Origin of the sequence: Laedolimicola intestinihominis (genome assembly GCF_040096155.1) — a bacterium.
In the GTDB taxonomy this organism is placed as follows: Bacteria; Bacillota; Clostridia; order Lachnospirales; family Lachnospiraceae; genus Laedolimicola; species Laedolimicola intestinihominis.
The window spans coordinates 35,634-55,315 of record NZ_JBBMFE010000017.1; the positions used below are offsets into that span (position 1 = coordinate 35,634).

At 50.4% G+C, this 19,682-nt stretch carries 24 protein-coding genes; 7 read left to right on the forward strand and 17 right to left on the reverse strand.

Annotated elements, in window-relative coordinates; translation table 11 throughout:
* Positions 1–29: 29 nt before the first annotated feature.
* The 5 genes from tadA to WMO29_RS14665 form a co-directional block, all read right to left on the reverse strand.
* Complete coding sequence (gene tadA / locus WMO29_RS14645; RefSeq protein ID WP_178040130.1) at positions 30–512, reverse strand: tRNA adenosine(34) deaminase TadA; 483 nt, start codon at positions 510–512, stop codon at positions 30–32.
* Positions 513–580: 68 nt separating this feature from the next.
* Complete coding sequence (locus WMO29_RS14650) at positions 581–1,672, reverse strand: DUF6128 domain-containing protein (RefSeq protein WP_178040129.1); 1,092 nt, start codon at positions 1,670–1,672, stop codon at positions 581–583.
* A 128-nt stretch (positions 1,673–1,800) separates the two neighbouring features.
* Positions 1,801–2,688 (reverse strand): 16S rRNA (adenine(1518)-N(6)/adenine(1519)-N(6))-dimethyltransferase RsmA, encoded by an 888-nt coding sequence (gene rsmA, locus WMO29_RS14655; protein ID WP_349165291.1) that lies wholly within the window; start codon positions 2,686–2,688, stop codon positions 1,801–1,803.
* A 72-nt stretch (positions 2,689–2,760) separates the two neighbouring features.
* Positions 2,761–3,534: a TatD family hydrolase gene (locus WMO29_RS14660; protein ID WP_349165292.1), complete on the reverse strand. Its 774-nt coding sequence runs from the start codon at positions 3,532–3,534 to the stop codon at positions 2,761–2,763.
* Positions 3,535–3,575: 41 nt separating this feature from the next.
* Complete coding sequence (locus WMO29_RS14665) at positions 3,576–4,418, reverse strand: MurR/RpiR family transcriptional regulator (RefSeq protein ID WP_349165293.1); 843 nt, start codon at positions 4,416–4,418, stop codon at positions 3,576–3,578.
* A 267-nt stretch (positions 4,419–4,685) separates the two neighbouring features.
* On the opposite strand from WMO29_RS14665, the gene WMO29_RS14670 reads away from it, so the two are divergent.
* The 6 genes from WMO29_RS14670 (at position 4,686) to dagF (ending at position 9,234) form a co-directional block, all read left to right on the forward strand.
* Positions 4,686–5,102: a PTS sugar transporter subunit IIA gene (locus tag WMO29_RS14670; RefSeq protein ID WP_262670820.1), complete on the forward strand. Its 417-nt coding sequence runs from the start codon at positions 4,686–4,688 to the stop codon at positions 5,100–5,102.
* A 2-nt stretch (positions 5,103–5,104) separates the two neighbouring features.
* Positions 5,105–5,593: a PTS sugar transporter subunit IIB gene (locus WMO29_RS14675; RefSeq protein ID WP_158363890.1), complete on the forward strand. Its 489-nt coding sequence runs from the start codon at positions 5,105–5,107 to the stop codon at positions 5,591–5,593.
* Positions 5,594–5,631: 38 nt separating this feature from the next.
* The gene (locus WMO29_RS14680) at positions 5,632–6,381 is read left to right on the forward strand and encodes a PTS mannose/fructose/sorbose/N-acetylgalactosamine transporter subunit IIC (RefSeq protein WP_349165294.1); all 750 of its coding nucleotides are present in this window, start codon (positions 5,632–5,634) and stop codon (positions 6,379–6,381) included.
* 5 nt (positions 6,382–6,386) lie between these two features.
* Positions 6,387–7,238 (forward strand): PTS system mannose/fructose/sorbose family transporter subunit IID, encoded by an 852-nt coding sequence (locus tag WMO29_RS14685; protein ID WP_349165295.1) that lies wholly within the window; start codon positions 6,387–6,389, stop codon positions 7,236–7,238.
* 152 nt (positions 7,239–7,390) lie between these two features.
* On the forward strand, positions 7,391–8,497 hold the full coding sequence (locus tag WMO29_RS14690; RefSeq protein WP_349165296.1) for a DgaE family pyridoxal phosphate-dependent ammonia lyase: 1,107 nt from the start codon (positions 7,391–7,393) through the stop codon (positions 8,495–8,497).
* Positions 8,498–8,499: 2 nt separating this feature from the next.
* Positions 8,500–9,234: a 2-dehydro-3-deoxy-phosphogluconate aldolase gene (dagF, locus tag WMO29_RS14695; protein ID WP_349164280.1), complete on the forward strand. Its 735-nt coding sequence runs from the start codon at positions 8,500–8,502 to the stop codon at positions 9,232–9,234.
* Positions 9,235–9,360: 126 nt separating this feature from the next.
* On the opposite strand, the gene WMO29_RS14700 is transcribed toward dagF, so the two are convergent.
* The 12 genes from WMO29_RS14700 to WMO29_RS14755 all read right to left on the reverse strand — a co-directional run bounded on the left by WMO29_RS14700 (position 9,361) and on the right by WMO29_RS14755 (position 18,812).
* Positions 9,361–9,537, reverse strand: a complete 177-nt coding sequence (locus WMO29_RS14700) for a hypothetical protein (protein ID WP_349165328.1) — start codon at positions 9,535–9,537, stop codon at positions 9,361–9,363.
* A 62-nt stretch (positions 9,538–9,599) separates the two neighbouring features.
* Complete coding sequence (locus tag WMO29_RS14705; RefSeq protein ID WP_349165297.1) at positions 9,600–10,646, reverse strand: DUF6382 and FHA domain-containing protein; 1,047 nt, start codon at positions 10,644–10,646, stop codon at positions 9,600–9,602.
* 4 nt (positions 10,647–10,650) lie between these two features.
* Complete coding sequence (locus tag WMO29_RS14710; RefSeq protein WP_349165298.1) at positions 10,651–11,073, reverse strand: TadE/TadG family type IV pilus assembly protein; 423 nt, start codon at positions 11,071–11,073, stop codon at positions 10,651–10,653.
* The gene (locus WMO29_RS14715) at positions 11,070–11,486 is read right to left on the reverse strand and encodes a prepilin peptidase (RefSeq protein WP_349165299.1); all 417 of its coding nucleotides are present in this window, start codon (positions 11,484–11,486) and stop codon (positions 11,070–11,072) included. Before WMO29_RS14715 ends, WMO29_RS14710 begins: the two co-directional genes overlap by 4 nt.
* A 3-nt stretch (positions 11,487–11,489) precedes the next feature.
* Positions 11,490–12,389, reverse strand: coding sequence for a hypothetical protein (locus tag WMO29_RS14720; protein ID WP_349165300.1), 900 nt, complete (start codon positions 12,387–12,389; stop codon positions 11,490–11,492).
* A gap of 26 nt (positions 12,390–12,415) precedes the next feature.
* Positions 12,416–13,807: a DUF5702 domain-containing protein gene (locus WMO29_RS14725; protein WP_349165301.1), complete on the reverse strand. Its 1,392-nt coding sequence runs from the start codon at positions 13,805–13,807 to the stop codon at positions 12,416–12,418.
* A gap of 6 nt (positions 13,808–13,813) precedes the next feature.
* A complete protein-coding gene (locus tag WMO29_RS14730; RefSeq protein WP_435391193.1) occupies positions 13,814–13,990 on the reverse strand; it encodes a Flp1 family type IVb pilin in 177 nt (58 codons plus the stop codon).
* An 18-nt stretch (positions 13,991–14,008) separates the two neighbouring features.
* Positions 14,009–15,364 (reverse strand): type II secretion system F family protein, encoded by a 1,356-nt coding sequence (locus tag WMO29_RS14735; RefSeq protein ID WP_349165303.1) that lies wholly within the window; start codon positions 15,362–15,364, stop codon positions 14,009–14,011.
* A 1-nt stretch (position 15,365) separates the two neighbouring features.
* Complete coding sequence (locus WMO29_RS14740; RefSeq protein ID WP_349165304.1) at positions 15,366–16,103, reverse strand: type II secretion system F family protein; 738 nt, start codon at positions 16,101–16,103, stop codon at positions 15,366–15,368.
* Positions 16,104–16,113: 10 nt separating this feature from the next.
* Positions 16,114–17,346, reverse strand: coding sequence for a TadA family conjugal transfer-associated ATPase (locus tag WMO29_RS14745; RefSeq protein WP_349165306.1), 1,233 nt, complete (start codon positions 17,344–17,346; stop codon positions 16,114–16,116).
* Positions 17,343–18,314 (reverse strand): P-loop NTPase family protein, encoded by a 972-nt coding sequence (locus WMO29_RS14750; protein WP_349165307.1) that lies wholly within the window; start codon positions 18,312–18,314, stop codon positions 17,343–17,345. Before WMO29_RS14750 ends, WMO29_RS14745 begins: the two co-directional genes overlap by 4 nt.
* Positions 18,315–18,620: 306 nt before the next feature.
* A complete protein-coding gene (locus tag WMO29_RS14755) occupies positions 18,621–18,812 on the reverse strand; it encodes a pro-sigmaK processing inhibitor BofA family protein (protein ID WP_349165308.1) in 192 nt (63 codons plus the stop codon).
* Between the two features lie 87 nt (positions 18,813–18,899).
* Here WMO29_RS14755 and WMO29_RS14760 point away from each other — a divergent pair, with 87 nt between their 5' ends.
* Positions 18,900–19,628, forward strand: coding sequence for a GntR family transcriptional regulator (locus tag WMO29_RS14760; RefSeq protein ID WP_349165309.1), 729 nt, complete (start codon positions 18,900–18,902; stop codon positions 19,626–19,628).
* The last annotated feature ends 54 nt before the right edge of the window (positions 19,629–19,682 follow it).

A 19,682-nucleotide genomic window follows, 5' to 3' on the forward strand; every position in this document is an offset into this window, starting at 1 on the left:
CCGATCAGACGATCTTTTTCAGTATAGCTTTAATCTTTGACTTTGTCAACCTGCTTCTTCTGTTTCCGGAGCTTTTTGAAAAATTCACTGAGCATGGTGCTGCATTCTTTCTCTAATACGCCCCGTTCCACATTCACCTGATGGTTGAATTCGGACATTTCCAGAAGGTTCAGGATGGAACCGGCGCAGCCTGCTTTCGGGTTCATGGCTCCGATGACTACACGGCCCATCCGGGCCTGGACGATGGCCCCGGCGCACATCTGGCAGGGCTCCAGGGTGATGTACATGGTGCAGTCCTCCAGCCGCCAGTCGCCGGTCTTTTTGCTGGCCTTGCGGATGGCATTCAGCTCCGCATGGGATAAGGTGTTTTTGTCTGTATTTCTTCGATTATAGCCTCTGGCAATGATTTTATCGTTCTGAACGATGACACAGCCGATGGGCACTTCCAGAAGTGCCTCGGCCTTTTTCGCCTGCCGCAGGGCCTCTTTCATGTATTTTTCATCTGCTGTCATGCAGTTTTCTCTCCTTCGCTAAATCTGATTTTCTCGAAACTGCCCTATGCCGGTTCACTCACCGTTTCTCACCGCAGGGTCCGGCACCAGTAGCCGAAGCTGCCGTCTCTGGTCTCCTGACCCTTCATCAGACGGAACTCTTCAAAACCAAACATGGACGCCAGCATCTGTTCACGTTCGTTGTAGACGCCTGGTACCCCCAGGTAGTATCCGATATAGTCCTCAGTCTCACGGCGCAGCAGCAACAAATGCTTATACTGATAGAAGCCGTGGAGCAAAAAGCTGTTGTTGCCAAGCTCCCACTTGTCTCTGGGGACGCGGTTTAAGTCCCGGCTGCCCAGGCGGATGCTGGAGATTACGCCGCCGTTTCGATCCTGATAGCGCATGACCGGGAAATGATTCACCAGATATTCCCATTGTTCTTCCTTAGGGTCGACAGGAGGCTGCTTTTCCGGGCTTTTATAGCTTTCTGGATTTTCCGTTTTCTCGGACGATGTCTCTGCTTTTTCGGTTTTGGATTCCGATTTTTCTGATTCCAGCCCCGGCTCCGGTGCGTCCATCGGAAGATCTGCCGCATAGAGGGCCGTCGCGCGGCGGTCCAGCTCGGTCTGGAGATCAACCGCCAGCGAAGTGGCAGGCGTATTGTCCCTGTTCTGAACTACGATTTTGATATCCGGCTTCGCCTGCTGCCAGGGAATCACCCGTTCCGCTTTATTTTCCAAAGCTCCTGTAGTCTTTTCCTTTTTGACAGGCGGCGCGATCTTCTTTTTCTCTCCCGCCGCCACAAACCGCTCCACATCCACCGGATAATCATCCCACTCTGCGGCATAGATCCGATTGCCGCCTTCTATGTAGATGCCACGGCTCTCCTCCAGGCTGAAGCCGCCCATCAGGCTGTCCGTCTTCGTCACACCGTCCCATTCCAGGGCACCGTTGCGGCTTTCCAGCTCGCCCAGATACTGGCCCTCCAGTCCTTCCTTCTTCTGCTTGAAGGCGTAGACCCGATAGGGCTCCTGATGATGGGTGTAGAATCCCCGCACATGCACCCAGATCCGGCACTCCCCGCCTCTGGCATTTACCTTCACAAAGCCTGTACTCTCGCCCTTTTCGCCCTGCTTATATCCGTAGATATAGGAGACAAACCGCTTATAGTCAGACATAGAATCCCTCCCTTTTTCCTTGTGAAAAGTAGTCTTTTCTACCGTTTGCTAGAATATTCTATGCCTGTCCCGGGAGATTCATGCCTGAAAATCAGCGGTTCTATGCTTCTATCTTTATCATTTTTCTTCTATGCGTTCTTTCTCTTTTCCAGAATGCGGTTGGACAGCTCCGCGAACTGTGCCAATGTCAGCGCCTCGCCGCGCACGCTGGCACTTAAGCCCATCTCCTCCAATACCTCTGTGGTCATTTCCTTCGGGATATGCAGCTCCGGCGCATTACCGAGGCCATTGACCAGGGTCTTTCTGCGCTGGTTGAAGGAGGCGCGGATAATCTGGAACATCAGCTTCTCGTCCTCCGCCTCCACCGGAACCTCCGTATGACGGGTCAGACGGATTACCGCCGAGCCCACCCGGGGTCTTGGCATAAAGCAGTTGGGTGGTACATTGGCTACCAGCTCCGGCTTCGCGTAATACTGTACGGCCAGGGACAACGCGCCATAATCCTTGGAGCCCGGGCCGGTCTTCATCCGATCCGCTACCTCTTTCTGCACCATGATGGTGATACTCTCCACCGGCACATGATTTTCAAATAAGCCCATGATAATCGGCGTCGTAATATAATAGGGCAGATTTGCCACCACCTTGATGGGTTTTCCACCATTCTTCTCCTCCGCAAGCTTACATAAGTCTACCTTCAGCACGTCCTCATGGATAACTGTCACATTATCGTAAGCACTCAGGGTATCCTTCAAAATCGGAATCAACGCATCGTCAATCTCGATGGCCGCCACCTCCCGCGCGGACGCCGCCAGATACTGGGTCAGAGTACCGATGCCCGGGCCGATCTCCACAACGAAATCATCCTCGGTAATCTCCGCGGAGCGAATGATTTTGCTCAGCACATGCTCGTCGATCAGAAAGTTCTGACCGAACTTTTTCTGAAATACGAATTTGTATTTATTTAAAATTTCGATGGTATTCTTTGGGTTTCCCAATGTGGGAACAGGTCTGCTCATATGATTCTCCTCAAATAAACTGTTTCACAAAGTCGATTTTTATCAGCTTTTATTGTATTTTCTATCTGTATTTTAAATCCTGCCTTCAAAATACATTTTCTTCGCGTTCTGATTTGTTACCCGAACTACTTCGTCCGCGTCCACGCCCTTCAGTTCCCCGATGGCCGCCGCCACATAGGGTAGGTTCAGCGACGAATTCCGCTTACCCCGGTTGGGCTCCGGCGCCAGATACGGACAGTCTGTCTCCAAAAGAATCCGGTCAAGGGGCAGCATTTTCACCACCTCTTTCAGCTTCTTCGCGTTCTTAAATGTCACCACGCCGCCGACGCCGATATAATATCCCATCTTCAGATACTCTTCGGCCATCTCCGGCGAATAAGAAAAGCAGTGAATCACGCCGCGAAGCCGCTCATCCTGCGCTTTCTGAATCTCCTCCAGCGTATCCGCAGCCGCCTCCCGGCTGTGTACGATCATGGGAAGGCCTGTCTCCTTCGCAAGCTCCATCTGCGCCCGGAACCATTTCTTCTGCAGCTCATGATTCTCCTTGTCCCAGTAATAATCCAGGCCAATCTCGCCCACCGCCACCGTCTTCGGATTCCGGCACTGCTCCGCCATCCAGGCAAAATTCTCGTCATTCAGCTCGCCCACCTCGTCCGGGTGAACGCCCACCGCCGCGTACATGAACGGATACCGCTCCGCCAGCTTAAGGGTGCTCTTCACCGTCTTCAGGCTCGCGCTCACATTTACAATATATTCGATTCCATCCCTCTGACACTGCTCCAGAATCGCTTCCCGGTCCGCGTCAAAGGCCTCATCGTCATAATGAGCATGACTCTCAAATATCATGTTATATCTCTTTTCTTTCTTTATTTTAATCCTTGTATTTCTTAATCATTGTCCTTCTGATTCCAGCTGGAAAACGGCGCAATCTTCTGAAAGGCCTCATGGGACTTCTCATCCTCCTCCAGCAGATTCAGGAAAATAATATCAAACAGCATCAGGATATATATTTCCCGTGTAATCGTATCGTGGTTTTCCAACAGATTCGTCTTCGGAATCAAGAAGGTCAGATCCGCGTAAGCCGAACACAAGGATCTCTCGTAATTGGAAATCACTACAATATAACTTTCGTTCTGCACGATTCGTCCCAGCGCGTCCGCCAGCATCTGGTGAGCGCCCGACAGGGTAATAACGATAAACAGATCGTCCTTCGTCGCCAGATTTGCGAACAGCTTCAGCGTATCATAGGTGGTAATCACCCTCACATCCAGCCCAAGAAGCATAAATTTATGTCCCGCCATCTCGGCAATATTTTTATTCAGATCCATTCCGGCGATAAAAATCCGTCTGGCCTTCAGCATTTTTTTCCGCAGCAAGTCCACATACTCTGGCTTCGTAAATTTAAAAAGCGTCTCCGTCAGGGTATTGTAATCATGCATCAGGGATGTATAGGAATTCTGATTGATAATTGTGTTCTCCCGCTCCAGCTCGCTTTGCAAAATGTAGCGAAATTCATTCAATCCCGAAAATCCCACTTTTTGTGCAAATCGTATAACACTGGCGTCAGACACTCCAATCTGGGTCGCCAGATCCTGAGCGCTGCAGGAGACAAATTCCTGCATGTTTTCCTTCATATATTGAACGATTTTCCAGTCTGTTTTTGTAAACTGGTTTGACATTCCCTCAATCCGCGACATGACGGAAAAAAGCCCGTTTTTCCGCTCTTTCATCCTTTCTCTGCTCCTTCATTTTTCAAAAAAACACATTTTCTTTTTAGCATATCATAAACACCGCATTTTTTCAAAGTATTCCTGTATTCCCCTTTTATATTTCCTTCTGGATCCATTTTCCATTTTTTTGTAGTAAACTACATTGTTCGTCAATTTATACAAAGTTTTACTACTATATTGAATTTCGTTTTGTAGTGTGCTACAATTCAACTGCAATACAGAAATGGCCATTTCACACTTGTAATACTAAGTAAAGGAGTTACGAAAGTGGATAACAAACCTCAGATTTTACTGCTGACGCATGGTGGTTGGGGCATGTCACTGGTAAAGGGTGTCCGGATGATTCTCGGCGCTGTAGACTTCGTAAGCGAAGTTCCCCTGCTTCCCGAAATGACACTTCCCGAGTACCTAGGAAAGGTCAAAGCAGAAGTGGAAAAACTGCCGGAAGGCTCCATCATTCTCACCGATGTATTCGGCGGAACGACCACCAATGTGGGCGCTAAGCTGGGCCGCGATTTTCATATCAAAGTATATTCCGGTCTGAATGCCCCCATGCTTCTGGAAGCGTGCTCACAAATCACTTTTACCGGCACAGTAAACTGTGACGCAGTACTGCAGTCTGGAAAAGATGCCGTAAAAGATGTTATTGAAGAAGTAGAACAATCACTGAAAAAGGAGAGATAATTATGGCAGACATTGTATTATGCAGAATAGACAGCCGTCTGATTCACGGACAGGTTATGACAAAATGGGTTAATCAGTCTTCCGCCAACAAAATCGTTGTCGTAAGCGACGAACTGGCAGCTGATGAATTCATGCTTCAGATTTATCTGCTTTCCGCTCCCGCAGGAGTTAAGGTAGAGTGCTACGGTATTGAGGATACCATCAAGCATTGGAACGAAGATCAGTTCGGCGCCGGAAAGGTTCTGCTGCTGCTTCCGGATCTCAAATCCATGAAACAGGTCTATGACGGCGGTGTTACCGTTCCGCAGATTCAGGTCGGCGGCCTGGGCGGCGCACCGAACCGCAAGGTTGTGTTCCAGAATATCACACTGGACGATCCGGATGTGGAAACCCTGGAGTACCTGAAGGGCAAGGGAGCTGACATTATCTTCCAGACCATTCCGGAGGATACTCCGATGAAGCTTGACGATATCTTAAAGCGTTACAAATAACTTTTTAACGTTTCAATCACATACGAAGGAGTGTAATTATGAGTGTTTTAGGAATAGCAATTTTTATGGGCTGTTACTACTGGTTCTGCCGTCTGCGTCTGGGCTATACCCTGTCCTCCGCTTTGCTGCAGCCCGTTACCATCGCTGTATTTGTTGGATTAATCACCGGAGAAATGGCACAGTCCATGATGATCGGCGCCGGTCTTCAGCTTGTATACCTGGGCGTTACTTCTACCCCGGGTGGAAATGTACCGAGCGACCCGGCTCTGGCTGGCTGTATCGCCATCCCGCTTGGCGTGGCTGCCGGAATGAATACTGAGACTGCAATTGCTCTGGCTATCCCGTTCGGCGTTCTCGGCGTATTCGTTGACCAGCTGAGAAGAACCACCAACGCTTTCTGGGTACATATGGCTGACAGCTACGCAGAGAAGGCTGATACAAAAGGAATTATGCGTGCAGCATTCCTGTATCCGTCCATCGCAGGCTTCATCATCCGTTTCCCGATCGTATTCATCATTGATTACTTCGGAGTATCCGTAGCTCAGAAGCTTATCGAGATTCTGCCGACCTGGCTGTCTCACTCTTTCGAAATCATGGGCGGTATCCTGCCGGCACTTGGTTTCGCTATCACACTGACTGTTATCGGAAAGAAGAATCTGATTCCGTTCTTCCTTATCGGTTTCTTCGCCGTTATGTATCTTAACCTTGGAACCATGGCAGTTGCTATCTTCGCAACCTGCGCAGCTCTGCTGATGGGTCTGTTCAAAATGAAAGAGGAGGAGGCTTAATTACCATGGAAGAGACAAAGATGACTCAGGAAACTCCCGCAGTTCCCGCTAAGAAACTGACGAAAAAAGATATTACCAAGTCCATGTGGATCTACTATGCCGGTGCAGAGCTCTCCAACTCCTACGAGCGTCTTCAGAGCCTTGTCTTCTGTGCATCCATGACCCCGGTTCTGAAGAAACTGTATGACACTGACGAAGAGCTGAGTGCTGCTCTGAAGAGACATCTGGTATTCTTCAACACAGAGGGTATCCTCGGTGCTATTATCCAGGGTATTGTAATCTCCATGGAGGAGCAGAAGGCCAACGGTGAGAATATCACAGATGACGCTATCACCGGTATTAAGACAGGTCTGATGGGACCTGTTGCAGGTATGGGTGATGCTATTATCTGGGCAGCGGTTATGCCGATTATCTTCTCCATCTTCCTTCCGTTCGCATCCAACGGTTCTGCGTTCGGTGGAATTATGCCGCTGATTCTGTACCCGCTGATCACGATTCTCATTTCCTACTACCTGATTCATCAGGGATACACACTTGGTAAGAAATCCATCGTATCTCTGCTTCACGGCGGACGTATGAAGAATATCATCTTTACCGCAAATGTTATCGGTCTGACCATGATGGGCGCGCTGTCCGCAAGCTACGTTACTCTGTCCACACCGCTGAGCTTCAGCTTCTCCGGTGGAAGCACTGTCGTAGTTCAGGATGTCCTGGATATGGTAGCTCCGGGTCTGCTTCCTCTTGCAGCTGTATTCATTATCTATGCTTACCTGCGCAAAAAGGGACCTCATTACACCAAGATTCTTCTGTCCGTTGTTGTCATCTCCGTTATCACATCCCTACTGGGAATCTTCTAAACGGCGGCCGATACCTGTCGGTACAATAACTTACAGATACAATTACTTTCCAATATAGTTCAAGGAGGTGCCGCAAGATCATAAAACTGATTGAGCGGCATTTTCCTCTTTATTCATGATTTATTGATAGAAACCTATCACAAGGAGACAGAATGACAGTTTATGAAGAAATCGGACTTCCGCGGGTCGTCAACGCCAGTGGCCGCGTGACGGTGCTGGGCGTATCCACCATCAGCGACAAGGTGGCCAAGGCAGCCGTAGCGGGCGGACAGTCCTATGTAGTAGTAGAAGATTTGATGGATAAGGCCGGAGAGATTATCTCTCAGTATACCGGCGGCGAGGACAGCTGCCCAACCGTATGCGCGTCTGCGGCAATTGCCCTTTCTGTAGCAGGAATGATTTCCAAGGGAAAGAAGACAATCATGGATCGTCTGCCGGATTCCACCGGACTGGCCAATGAGATTATTCTTCAGAAGGGTCATGTCATCAATTTTAACGCGCCCATCGAGACCATGCTGCGTCTGGGCGGCGGCGTGCCCGTGGAGGCAGGCTGCGCGACGGAAGTAGTCGTAGAAGATGTGGAAGAGTTAATCAATGAGAAGACGGTTGCGCTGCTCTATGTAAAGAGCCATCACTGCGTACAGAAGGGTATGCTGGATCTGCCGACCATGATCGACATTGCCCATCGTCACAATCTGCCGCTGCTGGTAGACGCGGCTGCAGAAGAGGATTTCCGCAAGTACATCGCCATGGGCGCCGACCTGGTATGCTACAGCGGTGCCAAGGCTCTGGAAGCAACTACATCCGGCTTTGTCACCGGTAAGAAAGAGCTCATTTCCTATATTAAGAAGCAGTATCACGGTGTAGGACGTGCCATGAAGGTGGGAAAAGAGGCCATCATGGGACTGCTGGCAGCTCTGGAGCAGTATGAGAACAAGGACAAAAAAGCTGAAGTAGAAAAGAATGTCAAGATTGTGGACTGGCTGGTGGACGAGATCAACCAGATCCCGAACCTGAAGGCACAGAAGATTCAGGACGAGGCCGGACGGGCGATTTTCCGTGCGCGTGTATTCGTTGACCCGGAGAAGGCCGGCATGACCGCCACAGAACTGGAGGGCAAGCTGAAGGCCGGTACGCCGACTATCCGCTGCCGTACGGAATTTATGAGTCTGGGAAGCCTGGATTTTGACCCGAGACCGTTGGTTGAGGGCGATAAGGAACTGATCGTTGCAAAATTAAAAGAGATTATGGAGGCATAAAAATGGGATTAAATTATTATAATGGCAGAGTATGCTTAAACGTGCTGGGCGGCAGCCTGGAGAACGCAAAGGAGATCTACGAGGCAGCTGAGAAGTATGTGGCTGTAGGCGTTCTGTCCGCAAATTATCCGGATGTACCGAGCGCAGTAGAAGATATGAAGAAGTACATGGACGTGCTGGAGGGCAACCTTTCCGTAGGTCTGGGCGGCGGAAACCCGGCGCAGTGGAGAGCAGTAGCTGAGATCGCAAAGGAAGTAAAGGCAAACCACTTCAACCAGGCGTTCTGCGCTGTAGGCTGGACTAGAGCGAACCTGGGAACTGATGAGATTCATCTGAACTCCATGTGCGCTCCCTGTGGCAAGGTTGGCTACGTGAAGATTTCCACAGGCCCGCTGTCCAAGGAGTGTGCAGAGCCGGCTATCGTTCCGGTAGATACCGCTATCGCCATGATCAAGGAGATGGGCGGAAACTCCATCAAGTACTTCCCCATGGGCGGACTGAAGTGCAAGGATGAGATGAAGGCTGTAGCTGAGGCTTGTGCAAGAAACCACTTCATCATGGAGCCGACCGGCGGTATCGACCTGGATAACTTCCGCGAGATCATGGAGATCGTTCTGAACGCCGGCGTAGAGAAGGTGATTCCGCACGTATACTCCTCTATCATCGACAAGGCTACCGGCAACACCCGCATCGAGGATGTGAAGAAGCTGCTGGCGATCGTAAAAGAGCTGGTATAAGTTCGGATACCGGTTTTAAAAAACTCGAGGATGCTGCATAACTTTTGTTATCTGCAGCATCCTCATAATTTTATCTTTTCTATTCTTTTATCTTTTGTATGATTCATGTGTCTTTCCCTCTGTATTCTACAGAGTCAAATCTTCTACGTTTACTCCCATAGAAGCAAGCATGGCCATCAGTGTTTTGATTTGATAATCCAATTCCTCGTTTACAGTTTCTCCATTCGCTTTTTTGATACGCTGTAAACTCGTATATCTGTCAATCGTAACAGTGACCAATTCTTTATCACTCATTTCTTCCACTCTTTCCACCGCCTTTCTGCCCCTTCAGTATAGCGGATTTATGTATTATTTACAAGCTTCTTTTACCCTTCCACCACATACCGGATATCCGCGAATCCTACGGAATCGCCCGGTCGCAGACGGGCTTTTTCGTTAACGCCCAGGCGGCCTCCGTTCAGAAAGGTGCCATTAGTGGAATTTAAGTCAGTCAGATAGTAGCAGTCCTCTTCCCGGGAGATTTTGGCATGGATGCGGGAGATACCACGGGCTTTCAGCCAGCCGTCCACGGCGTCTTTTTTCTTGCCTATCATAAAGCTCTCTTTACCGACGCGGAGATCCGGATAAGCTGCGCTCTCGCTTCGTAGAAAGAGTCCCGGTTCCCGGACGCCTGCAAGGCAGGCTGTTCCACCGGATGAAGCGTCCACCCACTCCGGGAAGTTTTCCGCCAGACGGTTTTCCCGCGCTCCCTCCCAGGCACCGGAGCTGTCTGCCGTCCCATCGGCTCCGAATTTTTCATAGGAAAATACCGATTTTCCTTCTTCATTTTCCTGATTTCCCGCCGCCTCCGCACTCACACTCCGAGCACCGCCTGCTTCCGCGTTCCCCCACTCTTCCAAAAGCTTGCGAATCGAAGGGTTCTCCTCTCCTGCCATTCGGTAAAACTCATATCCAAGCGTTACTGCGCCGGAATCCTGCCGGTCCAGATGATCCAGCAGATACTCTGCCAACCCCAAAAGCTGACTACCCAGCTCTTGCTTCTCAAAAGGATAAAAACATACCCAAATCTTCCATTCATCCGGATCCAGATAGATAAAATCCGGCTGCAGCAAAATCCGTTCTCCATCCAGCAGATATTCCTCGCAGGTCTGCGCCGCCTGCTCAAGCCCCTCCAGCAGTCTTATCATCTCCGTAAGGCTCAATCGCTTCCGTTCCAGCACCAGTCTCAGATTCTGTCTGGATGTAATCTCATAGTAAAAAAACGCTTTTTTGTCAACCCTGGTCATCCGGCACTCCAGAAACCCCGGAATCCGATTTTTCAGAAGCATATTTACCTGATAATTCTCCTGAAATTCCTTTTCTTCCAGAACCAGATAATTGTGATCCAGTTCCCTTCTGTAACTAACCTCCATTTCTTCACACCTTTCCTGCCAGTTCCTTTAAAAGTCTGGTTTTTCGAAGAAGGTTGACCGGATTTTTCCGTCCGGATTTTTCCTGCTCCTTCGTTTGCAGTCCGCCCAGAACCGGACTGCTTCCCGCATAAGCCACGGTTACCTGTTCAGCCGTCACCTTCACCGTTATGTCAGTTACCTTCAGAAGATAAAGACGATCCTCTACAAGAGCGGACGCCTCTGTGGAAAGCCAGCTTTCCAGATGTGCTTCCGTTTCATATTTCCGCGCCGCTCCTTTGCCTGCCAGTTCCGAGGCGCAGGCAGAAAGTACACTCCGATCATGCCAGAACAGCCCCAGGCACAGCATCACGAAAATAATCCACATCAAAAACGGCATCAGAATCGAGGCTTCCACCGTAAAACTTCCTCTTTTCCACCCTGCACTCATAGAAACATCCTCCAGAACTGCGCCAGACACAGAAACGGCGCAAACGGAAACGAATCTTTCCAATGTACCTTACCCAGAAGCAGTCCGATTCCAAGCGCTGCCGCACAGATTAGCGCTCCTGTCAGTAACAGTTCAAAATTCCCCGACGCGCCAAGGAACACGCCTGTGGCGCACAAAAGCCAGCCGTCTCCCATCCCGATGGCTCCCTTCGTAAGAAAAGACAGGATCACCATCACGACTCCTATTCCCAGTCCACCCAGTATTTCAACCGCAGACAGCTCCCGAAATCGAACATTTACTGCCAGTCCCACAACCATTGAAAGCAGGATCACCGGGATACAGACTTCCCGCCGCTTAAAGTCCCATATACCGTTCACCAGCAACAGCATCGCCACATAATATTCCTTCCACATTTTTTAACCTCCGCATACGGAACAGGGCGGCAGCATCGTTTCTGAACGCGGAATTGTATGAATTCCGCGTACCATCGCCGAACAGTTCAGGCTCTGATGATACCGCGTGCCGTCGTCTGTCAGAAACACAGGATCCGCTCCTTCCTTCCAGCATTTTTCACAGGGATAATACTTTCCGCCGGATTCATTTCTCAGATCCGCCACTTCCGAAAGTCCGCTCTGTCGGATAGACAGCTTCAGATAGCGGCAGCTCAGTTCCCGATGGTAGACAGTCCCGTAATCCGTTACATATACCACTTCTTCTTTCTCACTATTCGACGACCGTTCCCGTCCGCCAAAGCCTGTCCAGCCCCGTACTACCCGTTTCTGCCGAATCCGAACCGGATGAAACCATGAAATTCCCGGCGGGAATACAGCCTGTCCGGAGATTTCCAGAGTAATCAGGGACTTTTCCGGATCCCAACTGCTTCCAAGCAGAGATAGTCCATCCGCTCCGTCCTTTAAGACAGCAGCCGCCACTTTCCCGGAGAGAGCTGCCTTTACCTCCTGTTTTCCATATAGTATAACCGCTGCAGTCGATCCCATGCCTCCGGCTGTGTCCGAATATTCCGCCAGCACTGCCAAATCCTTTCCCGCATCCGTCAGACTTCCTCCCGTCTCTATCTTCAGCTGCGTCAGAACCAGAAGATAAAGAAACGCCGTCACAGCCAGCAGAAAAATCGGAAAAACCAGAGCCGCTTCCACGGTCATGCTGCCCTTATTCCGGAAGATGCACCGGGATGTTCTTCCGCGCTCAGAGTAAGAAACAGATTTGTCAGAATTTACAAGAATAACAGTTCCACCGTCGTCCACTGCCTGGAGAGCTTTGAATTTAATCAGACATATCTCTGTACGAAAGAACATCCCGGTACACCTCCCTTTTCCCTCTGTTACCATTCATAGCAAAATTGGCGCTCTGCCGTATACTCCTGCCCTTTCATGCATATGGTCCGCAGCCGAAAGGAGTCAATACACTGATCCACATAAAACCACTGACCGCCGGATGCTTCCCGCACCGCGCCCTCGATCACATCGAGACTTCGCATACTTTTCTTTTCCCGCCCGGTCAACGTCAGTAAGATTCCAAGATAATCCCGGTACAGCAGTCCGTCCGCATCCTCGTTATCGTCCATTCCGGATAAATCACCCAGCTCCAATGCGTTACTCAGAGATATTTTCCAGGTCGATGCATCTTTCCGGAATGCTACCCGCTTTCCGTTCAGCAACAGTCTCAGATCCAGAACACTTTCCGCAAAAGCCCACGTCAGAAGCAGCATCTGCTTTACCGCCTCTACCAGCCCCGGTATCAGTGTCGCTCCTACCAGCAGCGTAGCCATAGCGGTACATTCCGCCACCTTTGCGGAATCTGTAAGCAGATACGCATAGTTCATTCCTTCCCGGATAGCCAATAACCTTCCACATACCGCTTCCAGATTGGCAATATCCGAATCCCGGCCTGCAATAAGATATTCCAGCTGATAATCAAGCCACGGCCCACCCTCCTTTTCTCCTGTAAGGCAAGCTGCCGCATTTCCAAAATGTTCCAGCAGATACGCCAGAAACCAGGCGTCATTCAAGACTCCATATGCGTTTTTTCCTCTTGCACCGGAGCCCGTAAGCAGCGTCCGGTCTGATGGAACCCCGGCCAGCTCCGCGCGTTTCCCGGATACGCTTCCCGGATCTTTAAGAATCAGATGCAGGATACTTCCCCCCTTTAACCGTTCTGTCTGCTCCGCCGGATTTGGCGTACCTTCCTCTTCCTCTTCTTCCCGGCGTCGGCTGAGTTCTTCCAGATTCCTGCTTTCCCTGTCATCCGCTTCCCGGTAGTTTTCCTCCTGCTCGGCAGCCTGCCGTACGTATTCCGCATACTCCTGAAAGCTTTCCAGAATAGATGCTCCCCTCTTTGCCTTCATTACAGACACCGCCTGCTCATAATACGCCTCTCCGCGTCCATCAGTGGCCCTTGCATAATCCCAGGTTTCAAGAGCCTTCACCTTTCCCGGCTTCAAATTCAGATTCAGGAATTCCTCTGCCCGCTGCTCCAGATACTCCGTCTTCTCCGCTCCGCCCCCATAGCTCAGATCCAGATAAAACAGTTCATACCTCTTCCAAAGCTCCCTGTGATATTCCGAAAGCACTGAATACTCACTGAGTTCCAGCGCCTCCTCCATCTGGCTTCGAAACAGGGCATTTTCCGCAGACTGAAACAGAGCCTGAAAGAAAAACAGCAGTACGGACAGCATCAGACTCAGAAAAACGGTAATTTCTCCCCGTTTTTTCATCTCTTTTTATACCAGACGGCTTTGTTTTGTGATCTTGTCAAAAATCTCATTTACCAGGGAAGTCAGCTTACTCTTAAAAATCAGTACCAGCGCAATCAAAACCACCAGAATCAATATCATTTCCACCGTTCCGATTCCTCTCTGATCCTCCCACAGATTTTTCCATCCCTGTTTTAATCTCATCATTTTACTTTCCTCCTTTTACATCTGCATCGACATTCCCGCAGGCACAAGCACAAGAAGCATCACCACCGCCAGCGTCAACACCATGGGAAAAAGTAACCTGGTGGCCGCCTTTTCACCCTGCTCACGCGCCAGCTCTTTCCGCTGTTCAAAGGCTTCTGCCACCTCTTCTCTTAACAGACCGCTTAACCCTCTGTTTCCTTTCTTCAAATTTTGTTCCAGCAGTGCGGCCAGCTTCAGGTAACAGGGCAGCCGACAACGAAGTCCGAAATTCTCGTACGCCCTTCCTTCCGAAACGCCATTCTGCATCTCCCGGCAGGCCAGCGCCATTTCCTCATACACATACCGCCGCGGTCCTCCCGCTTCCCGTTTTTTTTGATAATCTGCCACCATCGTCTCCCAGGCCATCCGGAGTGCGCTTCCGGCTCCCAGGAGCAACACCAGCTTACTCACCACCTGTGCGTAATCCCGGCGAAGCTCCAGTTCCCGTTCCTGCACCAGCTTTTTAAGCTCCTGATCCTTCGCCGTATATACCAGAATCAGACTGATCACTGTCAGAATGGGAATTACTGCCACGGAGGAGCTTTTCTTTTCCTTCCAGTTCAGATTTATTCCATCCACATTTTCCGGCAACTCTTTCCGATTCTCCAGACGGCTCTTCTCCTGAAAGCTCTGAATCGTCTGAGAGAGTACCTCCGTCCACTGCCGGGCCGGGCTCAGTATCTCAGGGAGTACCCGAACATTTGCCTCGTAGATGCTTTCCTGATCTTCGCATCGCAGGCGGCCTCTTAAGCTTACAATCGTACCCTCCTCTGTTACCTTCTCCTTGCGGATACTCCCGTCCAGATTCAGCACTTCATAGGAGTCCAGCTCCCAGTCCACGGTGACTGGCGTACCTTCGATTTCCCGAATCAGATTCAAATCCGTCCGCACCTCCTGCAGGGAACTGTTCGCTCCGATAATATAGTTTTCCATGCGGGCTGTTTCTTCCGCCAGCAGTTCCTTCACCTGCTCTTTTGTCAGCCCCTGGGGTTCTACCTCTACCACAATGGCTTCCCTGTCTTTTCCGGATTCCTTATCGGGTACTGCCCAGATTTCCCGGGTATACGTTTTTTCCTTACGCGGAAGAAAGTGTCCTTCTTCCATAAGCATACTGCTGCGTTCATTTACCCAGAACGCCGCCGTCAGAACTGCGCCGGCTCCCAAAATCAGTATAAGAAGCTTCAGCTTCTCTCCATAAAACGCCTCCAATCTGCCCTCTACATTTTTCTCCGCATGTAATATCCGAAAATTTTCCGCCACGTTTTCTTTTCCGGGATACCCATTTCCGGCTTTTCCAAGCAGCCTTCGGTTAAGCTTTTCTAACAGCTTCATGCTACACCTCGATTTCCAGCATTCTCCTTCCCAGATACCAGGCGCCCAGATACAGAAGCAGGCAGCCTGTCATCACGCATACTCCAACGATATTTCCATACACCGGATCCATAAATCCCGGACATCCTATCCGCAGGTACAACACAATCACAAAGGGAATTCCATTCATAATCTTCTGCTCGTAGCGCCTGGACGCCAATGTCGCCGCAATCGCCCGTTCTGTTTCCACTGTCTGCGCTATGGTTCTGGCCGTATCTTCCATAATTTCGATAAGATCGCCACCACTTCGCTTCCCCATCGTAAAGATTTCCGCAAAGGTTTCTGCTTCCGGAATTCCGCTTCGCTCCGCGAAATCCCGCATGGCTTCCTCCAGCGTCTGATTTGAATCTATCCGCCGCTGCATAGCTGCCAGCTCCTGCACCATATCCGCATTTTCCTCATAAATCATTCGCAGATCCCGCCCGGTTTCCCGAACTGCATTTTCTACAGAATATCCTGCTGCCAGAGCCGCCGCCATTCCCTGCACCGCGTCCTTAAACTGAAGCTTTAAGGCCGCCTTTCTCCGCTCCGACAGCTTTTTCCTCTTCTCCCGAAAATACCAGAAAGCTACCGGAATTCCCAAAATCAGCGCCACCGGAGAATTATAGAAGCAGAACGCAATCACCATGCTAAGCCCCGCCGCTTCCAGTCCATAGCGAATATATTCTTCTCTGCGAAAATAATATCTGCGGTAATCCATCTGTTTTCTCCTATTCTTCTCTTATTCCCGCTGCCCGAAGCTTCTCCGTATGCAAAAGTTCTTCTGTACGCCTGAGTTGTCCCGCCACCTTTTCTGCTTTTTCGTGCCCCGGCTCCTCCTCAAAGTGAAACAGAGATCGCAGGCAGATCTCTCCCTGCTCCATTCCGGTAAGCTCCACAATTTCCAACACCTTTCGACTGCCGTCCCTGAGACGCCCCAGATGCACGATCAGGTCCACTCCTGACGCAATCTGACGCCGTACTGCCGTAAGCGGCAGATCCATTCCCATCAGCACCATGGTCTCCAGCCTAGACAACATATCCGTCGGACTGTTGGCATGTCCGGTGCTTAAGGAACCGTCATGCCCCGTATTCATGGCCTGCAGCATATCGATAGCCTCTGCCCCGCGGATCTCACCGACGATGATCCGATCGGGGCGCATTCGTAAGGATGTTTTGATCAAATCCCGGATGGTAATCTCACGTTCACCCTCTAGATTGGCATTTCTGGCCTCCAGTATCACCAGATTCTCCACCCGGTCAAGCTGTAATTCCGCATTATCCTCTATCGTAATAATCCGCTCATCTGCCGGGATAAACTCTGACAGAGCATTCAACACGGTGGTTTTTCCGGACCCGGTTCCGCCGCTTACAAAGATGTTATACCCGGCTTTTACTACCTTCCGCAAAAATGCTGCGGCTTCCTCACTGATGGAGCCCCATTCCAGAAGCTGCCGCATCCGTACCGGTTCTTTCGGAAAACGGCGGATCGTTATCACCGGACCGTTCAGCGCCACCGGATCCAGCACAATATTGACACGGGATCCATCTGCCAATCGGGCGTCCGCAATGGGACTTGCCTTGGATACGCTCCGGTTGCAGAAGCTCACAATCTGCTGTACCACGTCTTCCAGCTTTTCTTTGGATGAAAAACTTTTTTCCCACCGGGTCAGCCTTCCGCCACGCTCCACAAAGATATTTTCCGGTCCATTTACCATAATCTCTGTCACTTCCGGATCTTCAATCAGTTCCTGAAGCATGTCCAGACGCCGCATGGAGTTAAACAGTTCTTTTTGCAGCCGCAGCCTCTCTTCCAGCATCAGATACCCTTCCCGGCTCTTCTGCATAATCTCTTCGTCAATCAGCGCCTGTACTTCCCCGTCTGACAGTTCCCGCGACAGATCCAGACGTCCCTGCACACGACCTCGAAGCTCCCGGGTCAGTTCCTCCCTGTTTCTCTTCACGGCTCGCACCACCTTTTTCCTTCGGACTTCACCAGTAATTCCAGTCCGTCATAGGCGGACAGCTCAAGCTTCTGCGTCCGTTCCAGTATCTGCTCCAGCTCAAGCAGCTTCAACGTCTCTTCATACTGCTTCATTTTCGCCTTCGCGGTCTCATCCGGCTCCACAGGCGTATAGATCCCGCTGCACGCATCCAGCAGTTCATACCAGCCGTCCACGGCTTCACTTAAATCCAGAATCACCACCTCATAGCGGCTCTCCTTTTCAAGCAGTTCCAAAAGCTGCTTCCAGTCCTCCCGTTTCACAGTTTCATATTCCACAGGAGAACGTAAGGGCGGTATATAATCCATTTCCCCCATGGAACGAATCATCCCCTCCAGCTTCCAACCAAAGGCTGACTTTCCCTGTTTCAGAAAATACAGAAGCTCCGATAAAGTCCAGCCCCCATCCACAGGATACAATTCCGCAAATCCCGAATATTCCTCCAGATTCAGGTACAGCGTCCGTCTCTTCTTCGCAATCTCCTTCCCCAGAGCCAGGGCAAATCCCGTCTTACCGGTTCTCCCCACGGGCGAATAAACGGCAATTCGCTTCATCCCTTCTGTACGAAGCATGACGCCCGGAACCACCGCTGCCTGTTCCGCATAGAAATCCATGGCCTGCCTTAAGATCTGCGGACAGGACTGGTACTTGTAGATTCTCGGATATTCTGTCTGGGGCCCGGTCTGATACTCTTCCCCCGATAACAGAATGACAGTTCCATATTCTTTTTTCTTTGGCAGCTCCGCCGCTATCTCCTCTGACAGAAGCAACAGATCCACCGGATGTTCTTTCGTATATGCGGAAAGCTCCCCGCTGTCGGTAAACCCATGGACTGCCAGCAATGAAGCCGGGCGTCGGTTCACATACTCCGTAAACCGCTGCACATACTCCCTTTCCCTGCTGCAGACCGCCATCTGCCTTCCTCTCATCGTCTACATCCCTGAGCACAGCAACAGCCCGGTCATCATACTGAGCCACAGCTCCAATCCCAGAAATACCGCCGCCATAAGGAATGGCTCAGGCCTCTTTCTCTCGTTTTCCCCTTTTTCACGCAATATGTCTCCTTGTCCTCCTTCCACCCCTTGTCCACTCAGGAATTATGGTCTGACACAAACCAAGACAGTACCGGCTCACGTTCTGCCGGTCTTTTGTAAGAATTCTGATCGATCGAACCGCCATCTCTGACGGTAGCTAAAGTATAGCCCGTGCTCTTCTGTTTGTCTATTGTAAATGGTTCACAAAATTCCGAAGGCCGCGATTCCGTAAAGCAGCCCAATCCCGCTGATTCCAAGGGTTCCTGCCGTACAAATGGTCAATGGATTTAACCCCACAAAAACGGAAACATTCTGGGATAGAAGGATAGCGTTGATAACCTGAATACCGATAGCGCCAAACACGGCGCGGAGAAGAAAGTTGATGATTTTCATGGTAATTCCCCGGCTTTCCATTTTTTACTACATAATTATTTTCGTTTTCTTTAAAATATGCTATGATACAGACAGGAGGACGAATGCATGGCAAATAACAACAAACGCCCCTCATCAAAAAAACAGGCTCTGGAAAATTATCTGATTTCCGAGATTGAAAAAGGGAACCTGAAGATAGGCGATCAGATTCCCTCCGAAGCAGAGCTTGTGGAAATGTTTCATTTTGGCCGCCAGACGGTTCACAATACGCTTGCCGAGCTGGCCGTAAGAGGTATTATCGAACGAATTCCGGGAAAGGGTTCTTTCGTTTCTTCCCGCCCGGTTAACCGAAATATTCAGGAAAAACTCAGCTTTACAGAGGATATGCTCAGTATCGGCATGGTACCCGGCAGCACCCTTCTGGAATTCCGGGTCATCACCGCCAAGGAGATCCCCGCCATTTCCAGGGAACTGCAGCTGCAGCCGGAGGACACGCTGTATCTGATTGCCCGTCTCCGCACCGGAAATGGCACGCCTATCGCGCTTCAGTACAGCTATATCGCTACCCGCTATCTTCCCAATCCGGATCTGAATGCGCTGGTCACTTCGCTGGACGCTTACATCAAAAAAAGCGGCTATGACGTTCACGGCTTCGCCACCCGCCTGCGGGCTGTGGAGGGCACTGATGAACAGATTCGTGTTCTGCAGTCCACCAGCCGCGCCCTGCTGAACAGTATTTCCGTTCGCTATCTGGATAAGAATCAGCCCTTTTATTACACCTCATCCTTCTATCGTTCGGAGCTGTACGAATACACCTTTTCTTCTTTTGCTCAATAGTTATGTCACCCAAAAGAGCCGTCCGGATCACCCCGAACGGCTCTTTTTATGAAA

Bases quoted from the DNA above. Each gene is read 5' to 3' on its own strand.
- tadA (WP_178040130.1), bottom strand. From the start codon at position 512: ATGACAGCAGATGAAAAATACATGAAAGAGGCCCTGCGGCAGGCGAAA.
- WMO29_RS14650 (WP_178040129.1), bottom strand. From the start codon at position 1,672: ATGTCTGACTATAAGCGGTTTGTCTCCTATATCTACGGATATAAGCAG.
- rsmA (WP_349165291.1), bottom strand. From the start codon at position 2,688: ATGAGCAGACCTGTTCCCACATTGGGAAACCCAAAGAATACCATCGAA.
- WMO29_RS14660 (WP_349165292.1), bottom strand. From the start codon at position 3,534: ATGATATTTGAGAGTCATGCTCATTATGACGATGAGGCCTTTGACGCG.
- WMO29_RS14665 (WP_349165293.1), bottom strand. From the start codon at position 4,418: ATGAAAGAGCGGAAAAACGGGCTTTTTTCCGTCATGTCGCGGATTGAG.
- WMO29_RS14675 (WP_158363890.1), top strand. From the start codon at position 5,105: ATGGCAGACATTGTATTATGCAGAATAGACAGCCGTCTGATTCACGGA.
- WMO29_RS14680 (WP_349165294.1), top strand. From the start codon at position 5,632: ATGAGTGTTTTAGGAATAGCAATTTTTATGGGCTGTTACTACTGGTTC.
- WMO29_RS14685 (WP_349165295.1), top strand. From the start codon at position 6,387: ATGGAAGAGACAAAGATGACTCAGGAAACTCCCGCAGTTCCCGCTAAG.
- WMO29_RS14690 (WP_349165296.1), top strand. From the start codon at position 7,391: ATGACAGTTTATGAAGAAATCGGACTTCCGCGGGTCGTCAACGCCAGT.
- dagF (WP_349164280.1), top strand. From the start codon at position 8,500: ATGGGATTAAATTATTATAATGGCAGAGTATGCTTAAACGTGCTGGGC.
- WMO29_RS14705 (WP_349165297.1), bottom strand. From the start codon at position 10,646: ATGGAGGTTAGTTACAGAAGGGAACTGGATCACAATTATCTGGTTCTG.
- WMO29_RS14710 (WP_349165298.1), bottom strand. From the start codon at position 11,073: ATGAGTGCAGGGTGGAAAAGAGGAAGTTTTACGGTGGAAGCCTCGATT.
- WMO29_RS14715 (WP_349165299.1), bottom strand. From the start codon at position 11,486: ATGTGGAAGGAATATTATGTGGCGATGCTGTTGCTGGTGAACGGTATA.
- WMO29_RS14720 (WP_349165300.1), bottom strand. From the start codon at position 12,389: ATGTTCTTTCGTACAGAGATATGTCTGATTAAATTCAAAGCTCTCCAG.
- WMO29_RS14725 (WP_349165301.1), bottom strand. From the start codon at position 13,807: ATGAAAAAACGGGGAGAAATTACCGTTTTTCTGAGTCTGATGCTGTCC.
- WMO29_RS14730 (WP_435391193.1), bottom strand. From the start codon at position 13,990: ATGAGATTAAAACAGGGATGGAAAAATCTGTGGGAGGATCAGAGAGGA.
- WMO29_RS14735 (WP_349165303.1), bottom strand. From the start codon at position 15,364: ATGAAGCTGTTAGAAAAGCTTAACCGAAGGCTGCTTGGAAAAGCCGGA.
- WMO29_RS14740 (WP_349165304.1), bottom strand. From the start codon at position 16,103: ATGGATTACCGCAGATATTATTTTCGCAGAGAAGAATATATTCGCTAT.
- WMO29_RS14750 (WP_349165307.1), bottom strand. From the start codon at position 18,314: ATGAGAGGAAGGCAGATGGCGGTCTGCAGCAGGGAAAGGGAGTATGTG.
- WMO29_RS14755 (WP_349165308.1), bottom strand. From the start codon at position 18,812: ATGAAAATCATCAACTTTCTTCTCCGCGCCGTGTTTGGCGCTATCGGT.
- WMO29_RS14760 (WP_349165309.1), top strand. From the start codon at position 18,900: ATGGCAAATAACAACAAACGCCCCTCATCAAAAAAACAGGCTCTGGAA.